Origin of the sequence: uncultured Paraglaciecola sp. (assembly GCF_913020055.1) — a bacterium.
In the GTDB taxonomy this organism is placed as follows: domain Bacteria; phylum Pseudomonadota; class Gammaproteobacteria; order Enterobacterales; family Alteromonadaceae; genus Paraglaciecola.
The window spans coordinates 23,535-41,167 of record NZ_CAJWCF010000033.1 but is presented as its reverse complement, the minus strand read 5'-3'; the positions used below and the strand labels follow the sequence as shown (position 1 = coordinate 41,167).

16 protein-coding genes are annotated in these 17,633 nt (G+C 40.8%); 6 read left to right on the top strand and 10 right to left on the bottom strand.

What is annotated here, in order from left to right; genetic code table 11:
• The first annotated feature begins 158 nt into the window (after positions 1 to 158).
• The 5 genes from QZ488_RS09195 to QZ488_RS09175 all read left to right on the top strand — a co-directional run bounded on the left by QZ488_RS09195 (position 159) and on the right by QZ488_RS09175 (position 4,951).
• Complete coding sequence (locus tag QZ488_RS09195) at positions 159 to 995, top strand: hypothetical protein (protein WP_293747845.1); 837 nt, start codon at positions 159 to 161, stop codon at positions 993 to 995.
• A 103-nt stretch (positions 996 to 1,098) separates the two neighbouring features.
• Positions 1,099 to 1,995 carry a tetrahydrodipicolinate N-succinyltransferase N-terminal domain-containing protein gene (locus QZ488_RS09190; RefSeq protein WP_293747844.1) on the top strand — a complete coding sequence of 299 codons (897 nt, stop codon included), beginning with the start codon at positions 1,099 to 1,101 and terminating at the stop codon, positions 1,993 to 1,995.
• 185 nt (positions 1,996 to 2,180) lie between these two features.
• On the top strand, positions 2,181 to 2,564 hold the full coding sequence (locus QZ488_RS09185; protein WP_293747843.1) for a VOC family protein: 384 nt from the start codon (positions 2,181 to 2,183) through the stop codon (positions 2,562 to 2,564).
• 82 nt (positions 2,565 to 2,646) lie between these two features.
• The gene (locus QZ488_RS09180) at positions 2,647 to 4,269 is read left to right on the top strand and encodes a pectate lyase (protein WP_293747842.1); all 1,623 of its coding nucleotides are present in this window, start codon (positions 2,647 to 2,649) and stop codon (positions 4,267 to 4,269) included.
• Complete coding sequence (locus tag QZ488_RS09175) at positions 4,262 to 4,951, top strand: LamG-like jellyroll fold domain-containing protein (RefSeq protein ID WP_293747841.1); 690 nt, start codon at positions 4,262 to 4,264, stop codon at positions 4,949 to 4,951. The genes QZ488_RS09180 and QZ488_RS09175 overlap by 8 nt, the downstream gene beginning before the upstream one ends.
• Positions 4,952 to 4,959: 8 nt before the next feature.
• Here QZ488_RS09175 and QZ488_RS09170 read toward each other — a convergent pair whose 3' ends face one another.
• From QZ488_RS09170 to QZ488_RS09130, 10 genes are all read right to left on the bottom strand, one after another.
• Complete coding sequence (locus QZ488_RS09170; RefSeq protein WP_293747840.1) at positions 4,960 to 5,721, bottom strand: ABC transporter permease; 762 nt, start codon at positions 5,719 to 5,721, stop codon at positions 4,960 to 4,962.
• Complete coding sequence (locus tag QZ488_RS09165) at positions 5,718 to 6,641, bottom strand: ABC transporter ATP-binding protein (RefSeq protein WP_293747839.1); 924 nt, start codon at positions 6,639 to 6,641, stop codon at positions 5,718 to 5,720. Before QZ488_RS09165 ends, QZ488_RS09170 begins: the two co-directional genes overlap by 4 nt.
• A gap of 215 nt (positions 6,642 to 6,856) precedes the next feature.
• Complete coding sequence (locus tag QZ488_RS09160) at positions 6,857 to 7,666, bottom strand: hypothetical protein (protein WP_293747838.1); 810 nt, start codon at positions 7,664 to 7,666, stop codon at positions 6,857 to 6,859.
• A gap of 183 nt (positions 7,667 to 7,849) precedes the next feature.
• A complete protein-coding gene (locus tag QZ488_RS09155; RefSeq protein WP_366509002.1) occupies positions 7,850 to 8,611 on the bottom strand; it encodes an alpha/beta hydrolase-fold protein in 762 nt (253 codons plus the stop codon).
• Between the two features lie 24 nt (positions 8,612 to 8,635).
• Complete coding sequence (locus QZ488_RS21495) at positions 8,636 to 8,938, bottom strand: hypothetical protein (protein WP_366509001.1); 303 nt, start codon at positions 8,936 to 8,938, stop codon at positions 8,636 to 8,638.
• Positions 8,939 to 8,985: 47 nt separating this feature from the next.
• Positions 8,986 to 9,996, bottom strand: coding sequence for an alkaline phosphatase D family protein (locus QZ488_RS09150; protein WP_293747847.1), 1,011 nt, complete (start codon positions 9,994 to 9,996; stop codon positions 8,986 to 8,988).
• Between the two features lie 147 nt (positions 9,997 to 10,143).
• Positions 10,144 to 12,123 (bottom strand): tetratricopeptide repeat-containing sulfotransferase family protein, encoded by a 1,980-nt coding sequence (locus tag QZ488_RS09145; RefSeq protein ID WP_293747837.1) that lies wholly within the window; start codon positions 12,121 to 12,123, stop codon positions 10,144 to 10,146.
• A 139-nt stretch (positions 12,124 to 12,262) separates the two neighbouring features.
• On the bottom strand, positions 12,263 to 14,680 hold the full coding sequence (locus QZ488_RS09140; protein ID WP_293747836.1) for a TonB-dependent receptor: 2,418 nt from the start codon (positions 14,678 to 14,680) through the stop codon (positions 12,263 to 12,265).
• 235 nt (positions 14,681 to 14,915) lie between these two features.
• Positions 14,916 to 15,293, bottom strand: coding sequence for a ribonuclease E inhibitor RraB (gene rraB, locus QZ488_RS09135; RefSeq protein WP_293747834.1), 378 nt, complete (start codon positions 15,291 to 15,293; stop codon positions 14,916 to 14,918).
• Positions 15,294 to 15,311: 18 nt separating this feature from the next.
• Positions 15,312 to 16,022, bottom strand: a complete 711-nt coding sequence (locus QZ488_RS09130; protein WP_293747832.1) for a 1-acylglycerol-3-phosphate O-acyltransferase — start codon at positions 16,020 to 16,022, stop codon at positions 15,312 to 15,314.
• 456 nt (positions 16,023 to 16,478) lie between these two features.
• Between QZ488_RS09130 and QZ488_RS09125 the strand changes: the two genes are divergently transcribed.
• The gene (locus QZ488_RS09125) at positions 16,479 to 17,630 is read left to right on the top strand and encodes an HD domain-containing phosphohydrolase (protein WP_293747830.1); all 1,152 of its coding nucleotides are present in this window, start codon (positions 16,479 to 16,481) and stop codon (positions 17,628 to 17,630) included.
• Positions 17,631 to 17,633 lie beyond the last annotated feature (3 nt).

Genomic DNA, 17,633 nt, shown 5'->3' with positions numbered 1-17,633 from the left:
TGATAGTCGATTTTAACAACCACTATCTTGGCTCATTTGAAGCCGTTATGGGAGGAGAGGGTCCATACCATTAATCCTTATAAGTTAACTAAGTCGTCATCTGCGATATAGTGGTATAACAACAGCATCAGATCTGATCTATTCGTAGGAGTTAAAAAGTGGTTAAACGTTTCGCGTTAATAAGTTGTATGGTGACTGTGTTAATTTCACCTTTTGTATCGGCGCAGTCACATCCATTTGAAACATTGCGTGGCCTTGAACGATTTAATAAATCAAATACCTTATCTTTGCCTGACTCATTAGATGCTAACGCTTCCCTATTTACAATTAAAGGTGTAAAAATCGGCGACAACGTTTTGCAGCAAGCCATTAAACTAGAAGAACAAGGGGGGCAGATAGGAAGAATTCGTGGTGGTACCCGCAGTGACAAAATTAAATTTAGCTTTTATCAGCCATATGGAGATACAAACCTTGAGCAAAAAATTGAATTGTACTTTGATAAACACAACGGTTTTATTCAACAAGTCACCGCTACTTATTTGCTCCAAGACGCATATTCCAGCATAACGCCCATACGTGAACAAACCCTCAGCGCTGCAGTGAAAAAATTTGGCCCACCTTTGACCATGCAACAAGTTCATGATTTCAGTGGAATAAAAGCCGGTGACATAGATTTAGATAAGTTTATTAAAGGACTACAAAATAAAAGTCAGATACATCCTTTAGCCCTCGAATACTTACAAAAACGTAATATTTCTAGAAGTTCTAAATGGGTTAAAGGGGAGCAAAATTATGCCCTTATGCATAGTGGTTTTGACCGCTGTTATTTATGGAACTCCAATACATTTAAGCAAATACTCACCTTTTGCTTTTTTGATAAAACCGGCGCTAGCCCAAACAGCAGAGGTGTAGAGTTGGACTTACATGATTTTCCAGTCAAGCAAATAATTAAAGAGCTTGGCAATCCTCACAGCAAACCAGATATCTCATTGTAGTCCGCGTCTAATTTGGCATAACCTATAAACAAATACTGGCTGCGGTTTAGCGTAATTCACGCGATAATCAACCAATAATCAAATCCCTAATTAGGACCTAATAATGACAATTACACGCAATGGCCACAGATACATTGATGTCGAAAGTGGCAAAACTTTAGATGTATGGTTTCCACGTAGCAATAAAAAAATTGAGCGTAACTGCTTAGCCAGCAAAGTCGGTTTGATTAAAGGCGAGTTTGTTGAAATAAGTCTAGATATAGACGCCGCGCCAAAATCTGCTGAAGACGCCTATTTGCGTTTACACCTATTGTCAGAATGCGCAGTGCAACCAAACAAAATCAACCTTGAAGGCGTATTTGGTTTATTAACTAACGTCGCTTGGACGTCAGCTGGTCCGGTGTTACCCAGTAAGGTTGAAGAATTAAGAGAATTAATAGCCACTGAAAACCATCACTTAGCGGTCACCTCAATTGACAAATTTCCAAGAATGGTCGATTACGTTATTCCAGAAGGCGTGCGTATTGGTGATGCTGACCGTGTACGTATGGGGGCTCACTTAACATCTGGAACAACCGTGATGCACGAAGGTTTTGTGAACTTCAATGCGGGTACTTTAGGTAGCTCAATGGTTGAAGGGCGTATTTCACAAGGTGTAGTGGTCGGTGATGGCTCAGACATTGGTGGCGGTGCTTCTACTATGGGTACCTTATCAGGTGGTGGAAAATCCATTAATGCTATTGGTAAAAACAGTATGGTTGGTGCGAATGCTGGCATCGGGATTTCATTAGGCGATGATTGTATCGTTGAAGCTGGATTGTATGTAACGGCTGGTAGCAAAGTTACTACGCCAGACGGCGAAGTAGTGGCGGCTCGTCAATTATCAGGCATGAACGGACTATTATTTCGTCGCAACAGCCAAACGGGTGTTGTTGAAGCCGTTGTTGCAGATTCATCTAAATGGGGCGGTTTAAACGCCAGTTTACATAGCAACGATTAAACATTGTTCATTAAGCAACCCAAAACATGGGTTGCTTACCCTTTCCTACCAGCTTAAGAAAACACTCAAAATATATCTACAAAACAACAATTTAAATATATTTCACAAAAAGTGCCACCGGTGGCCTTTTACCTTGGTCAGTTATTGGTATGGTTTAAATATATTAATTTCACTGATGAAAATTTATGAAAATCGAACATTTTGCTTTTAATGTCTCTGACCCTATCGCTATTGCCGCTTGGTATTGCCAACACTTAGGTTTTACCGTTAAACACAAGTTTGATAAAGCACCCGACACCCATTTTTTAGCCGATGAGACAGGTCAGGTCATGATTGAGATTTATAATAACCCCAGCGATCAAGTGCCTGACTACCACAATATAGATCCTCTAATTGTGCATTTAGCCTTTGTTTCAGAAGATCCCGATCTTGATGCAAACAGACTGGTAGAAGCCGGAGCTAAAGTGGTAGACGTGGTCAAACTAAATGATGGTTCACATTTAAAAATGCTCAAAGACCCTTGGGGGTTTTCTATTCAGTTATGTAAACGTGGTACTCCCATGATTTAAACCAGATGGCAGTTACCACAGGAATATGCATTGCAAATATTGAAAATTAATTGAGCAAAATAGGCCATCAGGAAACGTCATTATGTTGAATAAAAAGAATAAAACGCTTGGTTTGATATTGTGTCTTTTATCACTTTTTAGCTTTACCAGTTTTGCCACATCCATGCAGCAACCAGTAAAAGAAACAATGAAACGCGCCACCCGCGTTATGACTGACACGGTTAGTTATGAAGGGGGATATGTGTGGTCCTATTTACCCGACTTTTCTAGGCGATGGGGTGAAATGGAAGCTAAGCTCACTATGGTCTGGGTACAACCACCAGGCACAGCCACTATGGGCCATCTATTCCTAGACGCCTACCATGCAACCCAAGACATTTTTTATTATCAAGCGGCGCAACAGGTAGCAGACGCACTCATTAAAGGACAACATTCAAGCGGTGGCTGGAATTACATGTTCGACTTAGCAGGTGAAGAGTCTTTACAAAATTGGTACAACACAATCGGTAAAAATGGCTGGCGATTAGAAGAATTTCATCACCATTACGGTAACGCTACTTTTGATGACGAAGGTACATTCGAAGCCGGTATTTTCTTATTACGTTTGTATAAAGAAAAACACGATAAACAATATTTACCTGCATTAACCAAGGTCATCAATTTCGTACTTGATAGTCAATACGACATGGGCGGCTGGCCACAACGTTATCCGCCAGCTGAAGCGCATTCAGTGCAAGGACAACAGGATTATTCACGCTTCATCACCTTTAATGATGGTGTCGCCAATACCAATATGCGCTTTTTGTTATTCTGCGCACAAGCACTTGATGATAATGCCTTACACAAAAGAATCGATGTCGCTATTGAGCGTGGCATGAATGCTTTTATAACCTTAAAGCTGCCTGCCCCACAACCTGGATGGGCGTTGCAATATTCACTTGATTTGAAACCTGCAGCGGCAAGAAGTTATGAACCGGTATCAGTATCAGTAGGCACAACAGTTAATAACCTGAGTTTATTGATGCATTTTTATAAATCGACAGGGGATAAGAAATACCTTGATGGCATTGAACAAACACTAGGTTGGTTGGCATCTTTACGCTTACCCGATGCACTAATACGCGATGGAAGAACCCACCCCCGCATGGTTGAAATAGGCAGTAATAAACCCTTATTTGTGCACAGGCGGGGGTCGAATGTTAATAACGGTGAATACTTCGTAGACTATGAAGCGACATCACAAGTATCACATTATCCCTCAACAGGTAGAGTGGATATCGAAGCACTACGAACACAATACAGTGAATTGAAGACCCAAGCGGATAATTTAGTACCGGTAGAAAAGATCTCTCATCCTCTTCCACGTTTTTTTATTTCATCTTGGTACATAACAGAAGATGCAAAAACCGGAAAGGTTACCGAACAAGATAAGATTAGCGACAAAACCGTCGCTAATCTTATAAATCAACTTAACCAACAAGGTTATTGGCCATCCTCTTTACCTCGAATTACCAACCCTTACATCGGCGCAAAACTCGGCGATCAAGCTACCGAAACCAGCGTCGATTACAGTACGAGTAGAGTGGGTGACAAATTCGATACTTCCCCTTATAAACCTAAGCAAGCTATTCCAGCCATCACCTTGAAAAAATATCTAGAAAATATGGCCACATTTGTAAATTATATTGAGCAACATAATGACTAACTTAAATTCTTGCAGCGTATTACTCTTACTTTGGGTCATAACCGTAAACGCAAATAGCGCTCAGCTAGAACAAAAAACATGGCATTTTAACCAATTAGCTAAAATTGCCGGTCATCATATTGATATTGAGGGCCAACCTAAATTAATAAACGCGAGTCAACTCACATCAACAATATTTGATGGTGAAAATGACCGACTACAAATTCAGGGCAACATTGTGGCTAACATGCGAACTTTTACTCTGGAATTAGTATTAAAACCTTATGGACCCACACCTAAGGGTCAAGAGCCTCGTATTATTCACATTGAAGACCCAATCAATAGTCAACACCGAATTACCCTAGAGATGCGTTTTACCGAGCAAAACCGCTGGTATTTGGATGCCTTTTTAATGGACGGTGATTCCAAATACACCTTAATTGACGCCAAGTATTCCCACCCACTCAACCAATGGGCGAACATCGCCTTAAGTTACGACAATGACAATAGTAGGTTTACTTCTTACGTCAATGGTCATGCTGAATTATCAACGCAGCTTGATTTTTCCCCTATGACAAAACACGCCAACACCTCTGCTGGCGCTAGAATGAATAAAGTGCATTACTTTCATGGCGAATTATTAACTCTTCGGGCCAGTAACAAAGTGCTTAGTCATGCTGAGTTTTTAACGCGACCGAGATAAAGTGCCGTTTAATACTGGCCAATCAAATTTCGTTTTTTAGCTTGTTTTTCAAATGCTCTGAACACAAAAATGCCACCGACTAAATAAACAAATGAATTAGCTATCACAATCATCAAATGATCTAACCTCAATGGGCTTTGCTCTAATACAATATCTCTAGCCAGAGAGGCGCCAGGAACAAAAGGTAAAAATGAGAAAACATTTAACGGTAAACCGTCTAGTGCCACCAAGCCCATTAAACCTAAGGTTAGGAATGCGCCTATGGTTTCAACCCGTTTAAACAGCAACGCCAAACCACTTATCATCAGTCCAAAGCCCACCAGCGAAGGTGCTGATAGCAACAATATCCCATAAAAGTAGGCTAAATTAATGTCTAACCAGTTTCCGGTAATAGCCATAACAACATAGGCAATCGCGGTAAGTAAAACAAGGCCAACAAAACTCTCTGACAAAGAGCGGGAAAGCATCAAACTGATAAACCCATTTGGGCATAAAAATAACTGTTCTATATAGCCTTTTTGAGTGTCTTCAATCACACTCTTAGTAACTGAACCATATGCTCCTGAGGCAAATGTCCAAAGTAAAAATCCGAAGAGTAAGCCGTCTAAAGACTGACCATCGCCTTGCTCTAAGGCAAAACCTTTAATGCCATAAAAAAGGCCCAAAAAGAGACAAGTAATAAAAATTAAGCCACTGAAGGTTTCAAACCAATATTGACGCATCTCATACCACTGCAACCTCATTTCATTAACGAATAAGTGTAGATTCATTTTGAGTCCTTTTGTTGTACAAGGGTCTGATAGGCTTTTTCCATAGATAGACTTTCAATTTGCAGCAGCAAAGGCTGAATGTTTTTTTCATGCAAGTAGTGCAGCATCTTTAAACTTTGCTCAGGGGACTCATAATTCACTTTGATTGTTTGCTGGTCAGTTTGTAAATCAAACCTCCCCGCCCACAAATCATTTAAGATAGACACATCTATTGGCTGATTTAATTCGATGTTAAGTTCATATTTAAATAGTCGTGCTTTGAGGGTATCGAGCGACCCTTCAAACAATAATTGTCCGTGATCTAACACCACTACTCGGTCACAAATTTTGTCGATAAAACCCAAGTCGTGACTGGTGACTAAAAAACCCTGCTCTGCCGTTTGAGCCCGTTCTTTAATGATCAGTTGCAGATCGTTAACGGTGTTAAAATCTAAGCCTAGGGTGGGTTCGTCCAATAACACAAAGTCAGGTGAGTAACTTAAGGCACTTAGCAGCGCCGCTTTCTGTTTGTTACCCGTAGACAGCTTCATTACTTCTTTTTTGGCATGTTCATCTAATCCAAGGGCAGAATGTAATTGCTCAATATTTTGCTGAATAGAGGTGCCTGAAAACCCGCGTAATCGCGCAAAATAATCAGCATTTTGTTTGGCGGTTAAACGCCAATTGGTATTCCTACATCCGCCCAATACCGCGCCAATCTGCTTGAGAAATGTAGACGAAGTACGTGTATCAACATTATCAATTGTAATATCACCTTGGTCCCATTCAATTAATCGACATATGGATTGAACGGTGGTGGTTTTACCTGAACCATTGGCACCTAATAACGCCACCACTTCACCGCGGTTTAAGCTAAAAGATACATTGGATAATGCAGATTCACCTGCATAAGACTTGCACAGGTCTTTCACTGCTAACATCAGTCGGTCCTTAAAAATAAAGCTAGTGAGAAGGTAGTCTTTGATAACCAGATTTTATTACACATTACCTTCAATCATTATTCATTTGATAAAAAACATTTAACACCAAACAAGTGGGCACCATTGGTCGAAGTGTTTTGCTCGAGAGCTAACCGCACTTTTCAAACTATTCTAGAGGTAACTGAAACCAAAGTGTTGGGTCATCGATAGGCGTTTTAACTGGAATGAATGGATTTTGCAGTCTGTAAATTTGCTTTTTCTATGTATTGTGCAAAATACGCATCAAAATTATTTTGGAAAGAGCCATCTATAATTGCTCGTTGTAATCCCAGCTGTATTTGTTCATGCATTTCTACTTCTTCATTACGTACAAAAAAATAGTTAACTAATGGATAATAGATGGCGATATGCTCATCAACACTTAGTGGCATATCGTTGAAAAACTCGAGTTCAAACCACACTTCGAGTACCGAGCGCGGAAAGTAATCCAACCGCCCCTTTATTAAGAGGTCAAACAGCGATTTAGTATTAGCAGATGTTTGCACTCTGAAGCCATGATGGCGCAACAACTTACTATCTAGCCAATCATGACCTTGCCCTGCATAAAGTTTTTTCAGACCATCAACGCTTGAAAAACCTGATAATAAATCGGGATTTTTGGAATTAACTATGGCTATACGTAATCCCAGCAACCCTTTTAATAATGGAATACGAATTGGGTTGAGCGAAGTTTCTCTCTCTTCAGAGGTAGACAACCAATGAATATCGTACATACCTTGTTGGATATTCATTGAAGTACGACTTTGAGGCATGACGGGAATTTCGACAATTTCCAATTCATAACTAACTTCAGTTCTGGCCAATATGAGCTTAAGCACATCTAAATAGTAATTATTTTGAACTTGATATTGAGTGGTGACTTTTGCGATCGGATAAAGAATTTTTCTGTCATTCGGCTGAGTAATGTTTTCCGCGAGCACAGTGCTTGAACACAGCAATAGAAAAAATATCCATGCTAGTGACATACAACACATTTGAAGTGCATTTTTATGCAAAAAACTAATCATCCAAATAAATAGAGTCTGCTAAATACTCAAATAAACAAAAGGAGTCAGGACTCAATGAGTTAATCAAATAAAGTTAGCATTTTTGCCCCATGATTACCCCTCCTTTTATTTTCTCTTTAGAAAAGTATGAGATAAAGAATGTTACTTGTGCACTCGCAAGTAATGCTCAACGCCAGAAAAACTCTCTATCGTCATTTTTTGTGGCTTGGCTATAACATCAAAACTGGCTTGTAAAAATGCGCCATACTGATAAAAATCAAACTCAGTGGCTGCGACGACTGGGTGCATTCTACCGGCAATTTCAAGGTGTAATTGCCTTTGTTTTAGCGACACATTAATCAGGGAATTGGATGTTTCATCTTGGTATTGACCAACAAAGCGGCTAAGTTTTTCATTGCTCAAAGCTAATTTGGGTTTGGAAAAAACGTAGTGTAATCCCCAAGTATTGGCAGCCCCTTTAACACTCGCATGTCCTAACCGGGCTAATCGTTCAAACTTGAAAGACACATCTTTGAAGTTTTGTTTCTCGAAAAAGCTAACAAGGTCATCAAATGCTGGCATTAAGCTATCAAACTCACCTATGGCAGAATAAAGCTTGATGGGTCTGGTCAGCTTTTTATCGGAAAAACCTTTGGCGTAGGAATATAAAAGATTATTGTCCCAAGCTGATGCGGATGACGTGGGAACATAACCGTTAAATAAATCAGGCTGTTTAAACAAAGCATACAGGGTAAATAAACCACCATAAGAGCTGCCCATCAATACTCGTTCATTGTTAGTTCGATATTCCTTTCCCAAAAAAGGAATAAGCTCTTGTTTGATAAACTGTAAAAACTTCTCAGCACCACCTGAATTAGGCACCCTTGGCATGTTACTAGGCGTAAAGTCTCTGGCACGTAACACATTAGGATCAGGGTTATCACCACCCTATTGAATACCGACTAAAATCGCCTCAGGAATAAAACCATCGAAATAGGATTGACCAAAGGTAGAGATCATTAATGGAAAATCCCACTGAGCATCAAGAAAATAGATAACTGGGTAGGTTTTATTTGATTGCCGATAACCGGCAGGCGTTTGAATCAGTAGTTGGTATTCCTGATCAACAATTTCAGACTGGAGTGTGCGTACTTGTGAGCCAGCAATAGTCATCTCAGCAAAGCTATCTTTAGCTTGCGCATTACCAACATGCAATAACAATAAAACCAAACCTAAGCAAAATATTTTCATAAAGGTTCCCATGTAAAGAGAGTGATTCTGCAGTCTACACTTGCAGACTAATCTTGGTCCAAGGAGAGTGTTTTTGTCATTATCTTATTACCCGCCACATCCTTAATCGTCATACTTATGTTTTTGCCTGTAAGCTCAATCACGCCATAGTTTGCCTTACTATAACTCTGCCCTACTCGGTGATCATTGGGGCTAACACTTTTCCATTCTTCGGTTAAACCAGAGGTTGTCATTTCCCATAAAGCTTGGCCGTTTTTTCGGGTTATTTGGCTTAGCTCACTCCAGTGTGTATCACCGCTGACAATGATTAAGTTATCAATTTTATATTTATCCAGTAAGGCTAAAAAACGTTGTCTTTCATGGGGTAAATTAGCCCAAGATTCCCAACCAGAAAATTCTGGTAAAAATTGAATACTGCTCGCAAAAATACGTATATCAGCAGGTTGTTGTAATTGCTGTTCTAACCACTGCCACTGAGTTTCGCCCAACAGAGTGGTTGATTTATCTTTGCTAGGTAAATAAGGCCCCAAATTGTTTGGCGCTTTGCTGAGCATATATTTAAGTCGGCCCACTGACTCGAGTGGGCCTCTATTCCAACGTAAGTCAGGCAATAAAATCTGCACTTTTGTATTGGCTTGAGTCAAAATATGACTGGTGTAGATGCCATCAGGTCTAGTACGCCTTGCGCTATTTTTAGGCTCCTTGAAATAATCGAGCATAATCTGCCTAGACGCTTCTTTTTGTGGGTATTCTGCACCCGCGTCATTTTCACCATAATCGTGGTCGTCCCACATACCAATTGTAGTTGTATTGGCTAACATGGTTTGCATACCCGATGTTGCCCACTGCTTGGCATATTTGGCTTTCAGTTCAGTCATATTTTCGGTATCACCGTAAATATTGTCACCAAGTAAAACAAAAAAATCAGCTTGCTCTTGGTTCATTGCCTGCCAAATAGGCTGGGGTTCATCTTGGTGTAAACAAGAGCCAAATAAAATTTTCACTTTTGTTGATGAGCTCTGCTGTGCAATGACTATTGGTGCAAACGCTAACAACATCAAAAACCAAGTTGTAGACAGATATTTCATGCTATTTACCTTTATACACAATTGAAGTAGTTACCAAACCACGGATAATATAATTCTGAGTATCGCCCCTCTGTTTCAAGGTAGAGGACTTAACACAACTCTGTTCCTATTTATGCATTATTTCAGTGCTTCTTTCAGTGCTTCTTTCAGTGGCGCTAGATGTGACTCATAATGACGCCATTGTTCAAGACCACTTTGATAAATAGGTTGCCTAACTTGCTCGGAGCTTGGTGTACGAACAGCTCGTTTGTTACTATGAAAATCTATACAGGCTTGCTCAAAAGGAAGGCCACAATAGTCTAAAATACGTCGAACCTGAGTCTCCAGATCCGCTACCACCTCTTCATACTGTACCCGTAAAATCTTGTCCGGTAATACCTTGTCCCAGTGATCCATAATCTCAACATAACTGCGATAATAGTGTCCAATATCGGCAAGATCATAAGAAAACTGCTGACCCTCACCGAATAGTTGTTTAAAACCGCTAAAACAACAGGACATAGGATCGCGTCTCGCATCGATGATTTTAGCATTAGGCAAAATCAATTGGATTAGTGCAATGTGTCGGAAGTTGTTCGGCATCTTGTCGATGAAAAACATGGCGCCCTGGCGATGATGTTGGGTCTCTTCAATATAAAGCTCACCCATTTTAGTCAGCTCATCAGCCGATATCTTATTTAGGATCCCAGGGTAACGCGGAGTCTCTTGAACGGCTTGTCGACCATTTAAGTGATGCGCTAGGCCAATGATGTTGGCCAGCTCCATGGTCCCGTCGACCTGAGAGTGTGAAGACAGAATTTGCTCCAAAAGTGTTGAGCCCGCTCTCGGCAACCCAACAATAAATATGGGGTCTTGGGCAGGGCAACCGGCCTTTTTATTACGTTCAAAAAACGCAGTATCAAAATTGCTTTTCTGAATATCAAACGATATATCAAGAGGTTGACTATCGTACCGATCCTGCTGGTTTTTTAAGGTGTTGCCACGATGATAAAAAGAGAATGCTTCGTCAAAAATCTCGCTGTCCTCTAGGTCTTTGCCAAGGGCAAAACAGAAATGTATTTTGTCGTTTATCGCTGTTGTTGGGCTTGCTTCTTGATCTCGCATTTGCTGGCGTTCTTCGGATGAAAATCGATAAGTTTTAAGATTTGCCAGACTCCAGAACGCATCCCCAAAATCAGGTTTGATACGATAACTGTTGCGATACGCTTGAATAGCATCATCAACACGGCCCATTGTTTTTAAAGCATGGCCAAGTGTCAGATATATTGAATAATTGTCTGGATCGTTATGCAAAACACTCTCAAAGGTTTTGATAGCCGCTGCGAAATCCCCAGTAGCTTGCTGAGCATTGCCGAGGCCAATTTTTAGATTTGAATTATTCGGATCGGAATCTAGCAGGATTTTTGCTTGTGCCAGTGCCTTGTTATATTTTTGGCGCTTATGTAAAACATGCACGTAATCCAGACGGGCTCTTTTATAGTTAGGGTCAAATTCAAGGCAACTGGCTAATAAAAATTCAGCATCGTCAAGAATTTGAAACTTGTTACCTAACTCAGCCAGTAACCGCATCGCTTCTGGTTGATGGGGATTTTCTTTGAGAAAGTGACGGCAAAGCCGTTCTGCGCGGTGCAATTGTTTTTGATATATAAGGCTCGAAACCGAGACCAACGCTGGGGGTAAACTAGAGAGCCAATCAACATGTTGCTTAGCTTCCTGACGCTTCAAATAGCTAGGCTCATCTGCTAACACACGCCAACTTCCAAATAATGTTGGGTTCAAGCCGACAGCTGTTTCAAATGCCGTTATGGCTTTGGAAGTTTCTCCTAAAGCTTTGAGAATAAAACCTTGCTCTTGATGAGCCCTGCCGTGATCAGGTACTTTTACCAAGACTTGGTCAAGATTGTCCATGGCTTGGGTATGTTTTTGCTGTTTACGCTGGCAAACTGCCAGACAATAAATACCTTCAATATGCCCCGGATTTTGCGCAAGCATATTTTCAAGGTTTTCAGATGCTTCGCTCAAGAGGCCTTTATTAATCAATAATTGACACTGTTTGATAACGTGTTCAGGTTGGGTATTTTCTACTTGATCTGGCAAAATAATATCTCGGTAAATATCAGGATATACTTAATATTGTATATACAGCTCCAAAAATAAAAAGGGTCGGCGTGATTAAACGCCGACCCTTTTATGCTTTAAAATGACTAATTATCACTTACAAGCACCCACTTAAATGCTAATAATCAAAGCTCACTCTAACACCAACAGTGCGAGGTCGTGTTGGAGAAACTCTGAAAACATTATCGGCCGAACCGGCTGCAACCTGCCCAAGAGAATCGGTAGCATTGTCAATAAAGAACGTTGCTCTCCAGTCATCTTTGGAAATACTAGCTGACAGGTTAAGCTGATTATAAGACGGCAACTCGACACGACCAGCAGCAGCTAGACTATTAAACCTTGAATCCACCCACTTGTATACGCCTTGGTAAACAGCAGAGAAATCGCCAATCTGTTGGAAGAAACGTGCCCCTAAAACTGCTTCGAACTCTGGTGCGTAAGGCAGGTTTGATCCTATAGGTGCAATATTCACAAGCGTTTCAGGGATAGCAGTCAATTCTGAATCGATATAGCTAAATGAGCCGAACAAATCTAAGTAGTCGTTCGCAGTCCATTCAAGTTCAAATTCAACACCATTGATTTCGGCCTCACCCACATTGTCAAAAAATGAGGTGTTGGCTATAGAGAAATCTAGGATCCCTTGTTGAAGGTCGCTGAAATCAACAGTATATATGGCGCCGTTAAAGCGTAAAGAGTTATCCAGCAATGTTGTTTTCCAGCCAAATTCAAGACTGACCACATCATCAGTATCAAAGGTCGCAGGAATACCGCCGATGCCAGCTGCACGGTTGAATCCGCCGCCTCGGAAACCTTCAGAATAAGTCCCATAAAACATCGCGTCAGCATTCATTTGCCAGCGAATATTCCCTTTTAAAATGGTGCCTGACAACTTAGCTGGAGTTAAACCTGCGAGTCTTGCATCCACATTTGATCCACCATTAGCTTCCGGTCCGGCAGCTCTTTGTCCGAATGACGACTGTCCCATTAAGCCTATATCGATCTCGTACCGACGTGCACCAACGGTAACGGTAACGTCGTCAGTCACATCGTAAGCCAGTTCACCAAATATCGAAATCTCTTCACGATCTGATTGGAAATCATTGACGAATGTAACACCAGGTGGGCGAGCGCTGCCATCTGTATTAGTAAACGCGCCCGGTATTGGAAAGTTAGGTGAGAAACCCGCTTTAATCGAACCCGCGTAGGTGAAGTCGGTTAAAAAGTTGAGTTGCTGATCATCATAGAACACCCCACCAATTGCCCGAAAACGATCATCTGCATTGGTTGCAAAACGCACTTCGTGAACACTACGTTCCGTTGAAAATTGTTCTGAAGTAGTCATTACAGGGCTAAAACATTCATCATAAGCTGGGTAGGTACAAATGTAGTAAGGGACGTAGGGACCGACATTCACATAACCGGTATAGTCGCTCTGACCTTGAAACGTTCGGTCTGTAAACGAGCCGTTGTAGATCACTTCAAGCCCACTAAGCATGCCATTGACCGTCCATTGCGTGAGATTCACCTTATCATCACCATTAGTGGGTGAAAAGGTCGCAACATTTAAGTCGTCATCGTCACTGATAGTCGGGTCATATTCAAACGCACCTTCAGTATCAAGCTGTTGGCTTGTATGCTGTACTAACACATCCCAGTCGTCATTGATTTGCCATAATGCGCTAATTCTCATGCCGCGATGTGTTGATTCATTATAATCATCTTCTACAAACGTGGAGTTACTGACTTCCTGTCGAATGGCAGGAACGCGCCCTCCCAATCCTGGATTGTCCAGCGGTAAGCTATCAGTGGCAAGCACGTTATCAATGAAGCCGCCATCAGTAGAATTGTAGCCAGCAATACGTAACGCAAACGTATCCTCTATAATTGGAATATTGACAAAACCTTCAGATTTATTGCTCATGCCGCCGTTCTTAGTGGACGACATACCTATCTCACCACCTGCGCTGAATAGGTCTAAATCTGGTTTATTGGTGATAAGACGTACTGTTCCTGCTTGCGAACTGGCCCCAAACAATGTGCCTTGAGGACCTTTTAAAACTTCAACCCTTTGCAAGTCAGCTGCATATAAATCAATATTACGACCGGGAGTGGTAATCGGAGCTTCATCAAGATAAAAGGCTACACTTGGCTCACCGCCTATACCGGAAATTCTAACAGCAGCACGACCTGCTGAGACACCACGGATATAAGTTTCCTGTTTGCCTGGCCCTTGACCATCAGAGGTGACACCTGGTAGCAATGCGATGTAATCTTCAAAGCTATCAATGCCTAGTTGTTGAAGTTTTTCGCCACTTATCGCCTGTACAGCGATCGGCACAACTTGTTGGTTCTCTGACCGGCGGGTTGATGTAATGATTATTTTTTCAAGTTGACGTTCACTCTGAGCTTCTTGTTCTTCGAGCTTAGTATTTTCTTGGGCTTGTACTGCACCATTGCTCAATGCCAGGGCAATGGCCATGGTTAGCGCTGTTTTAACGGGTCGTTTTGTTTGTGACTTGAATATTGTGCTCTTCATTGGTTTCTCCCAACCTTTTTTATTGTGCGCTCACTGTGCACTTATCGTGTGAAAACTAAATGTATGTTTTGTGACACTTTTATAGCACTTTACAGTAATAACTCTAACCAAACCAATAACACATTTGTGTCACGGGTTGATATTTTACCGTCTAAAAACTAATCGTAATTAATCATGCTAACGCTGTATTCATCGTGACAGCGCTAAGAGTAGCCTAAAACAATTAAAGCACTATCTAAGTATTGTCCTGATCTTTATCGATGAAATAAGTGCCCCAACCGTCGTAATCCACTTTATGTTTCTCGGCAATTGCAAAAAGCTTATCGGTGTCTTGATTGATTAAATTGGCATCTAACATACGTTCGACCACAGCATCAAAACAAAACACTTCTTCACCATCTTCCAACTCTAACTCTTCAGCATCACCCACTTCAAAACCGGCTTTGAACGCATCAACAGCCGCTTTTTCTAACGCGTCAAAATCTGCGCTAGCAAAATGATATTCAATAGTATGTGCTTGACTTGCATCACTGCCGTCTTCAATCAATGCTTCGACTGTTTCTTGATTGAACTCATGCCATTCGGCCAATTCGGATGTACTTTCTGAATTCATAAACTTTTCCTCTGGCGTTTAATTATCTAATTCTGCGTCTATATTTTTGATTTGTTGTTGCATTTTTTGATGAAAATATTCTGCATTTTGTTTAATGGATTTATTTTCATCCATAAACTCTGGCTCCGACAGTTCAATTATTAACGTGCCGTTGTTCCACCTATTTAATTTTATTTTATTGTTTAGTCTGCTGGCTGTTACCACAACTATGGGTTCATTGGTTGCTTTAGCAATGCGAAATGCACCTGTTTTAAAAGGTAACAAGCCTCGACCATAACTGCGGGTTCCTTCTGGGAAAAACCACACTGACAAACGCTTTTTTTGAATTTTTTGAACAGTTCCTTGCAACGTATCATGAGCACGTCCTGAGTTCTTCCGGTCGATCATAATGTTACCTGTTAACCAGTAAACTTGGCCAAACAAGGGGATCCACTTCAGACTTTTTTTGCCAACTGTCACTGTGCCTTTTTGTGCAGCAGCGCAAATAGTCAATAAGTCATAACTATTTTGATGGTTAGCAATAAACACATAAGGGCCACCTTGTTTGACGCTATCTGGTACGCGAATATCAAGTTTCAATCCGAACAAAGCCGATACAGAACTATATAAAATACCCGCTGCATGTACGTTATCCCTATGGAAAGGTCGCAGCAAACAAATTAATATTAGTATTAGATTAATCAACAAAAAATAAAAGAATATCGCTACTATGCGTAAAAGCGCTAACAAAGCACACCCTTATCAATTAAGTGGGCGCTGAGTATACTCATTTTAGCCACTAGCTAAAACAATTATACTCCTAGGGGCTGTTGATCTTTCATACTTCCTCGAGACTGAGGTCATTTATTTGGATACCGAGGCGTTTACCTCTCGTTTAGTCATTCTAAACGAGAGGTAAACAACGAAGGTAGGCGAATAAATGGCCCAGCCCGAAGGGTTTTCCTCAAAACGCACTTACTCGGCGTTGAAACCTGTTTGTTTGGGTGACCAAACTTCACAGATTTCGCCTTGATCAAGCACATTTTGAGGAAAATCTCGGTGACATATGAAAGATTAACGGCCCCTAGCATTTATTAGATATATTTTAACGTTTTCTGTTTCGGCACAAATAAATGAATAAAAATTCTAATTAGCCGATACTTAACCAAGCACAAAGCACTTTCAATTATTAAGGCTACTCATCCTATGCAAACGTTTAAACATGAAGATCTCGATGAAGATATTCTCACCGACTTATTGGAAGAAATTAACGAACTATATGAAGCCAGCGAGCAAACCTTAATTGAATTGGAATTGAAGCCAGAAGACAACGAATTACAACGTTCATTATTTCGCTCAATCCACACCATCAAAGGTGACTTAGGCTTAGTTAACTTTTCACCTCTCATCCCTCTTTTACAGTATGCCGAAGACTTACTCGATTATTTACGTAAGGGACAAATTAAATACACCAGTAATATGAGTGATCTGGTGTTATTGATAATGGATAAAGTCAAAGTCTTCGTTCAAAGTTGTATTCAAACTGGGCAAGCGGAATATGATAAAGAGTTGTTTGAGCAACTGGTAATCGCCATTAAACGCATCACACCAGAAAACAGCGCTCAGCATGAACAATTGTTAGCCAAAGCAGTATTGTTGCTTGATCCCAGTCTTGATTTAGGCCAAGAGTACGAGCAAGAAGGTGAAACTCCGTCATCTGAAGCACCCGTCAGTATAGCAACAACGGGTATACCAAAGACAATCAACAATGAAGAACGCGAAGACTTGGTCTTTTTCAGAGAATTGATGAAGCCTATAGAAAAACGTTCAATGTATTGGGAAGGTAGAGGTGATCGCATTGCTAAGTTAGCGGGTTACATCAATAAAATAGCCGGTTCCCCAGTAAATGAAGTCCAGCTTGCCGTTGCCTGTTATATGCATGATTTTGGCATGGCTTTTATGCCCGTTGCTGTACTGCATAAACAAGAAAAACTAGAAGAAGTCGAGTTTAATCTGATGCGCTCCCATGTATATAAAAGTGCTCGTTTGCTGGAAAATCTAAATCAATGGAATGAAGCACGTAAAATTGTAATGCAGCATCACGAGCGCATTGATGGTAGTGGTTACCCTCTGGGACTCAAAGAAGACGATATTTGTGAAGGTGCAAAATTACTTGCCATACTAGACACCTTTGACGCTATCACCCATGCTCGAGCACATCAGAGTCATTTACAACGACCCAAGAAAAAAGCCGTAATCGAAATTAATCGTATCGCCAAAGGGCAATTTTCAAGTAAATGGATGCAAGCATTTAATAGCGGTATGGCAGCACTGCTGACGAACGAGCGTGCTAAATAATTA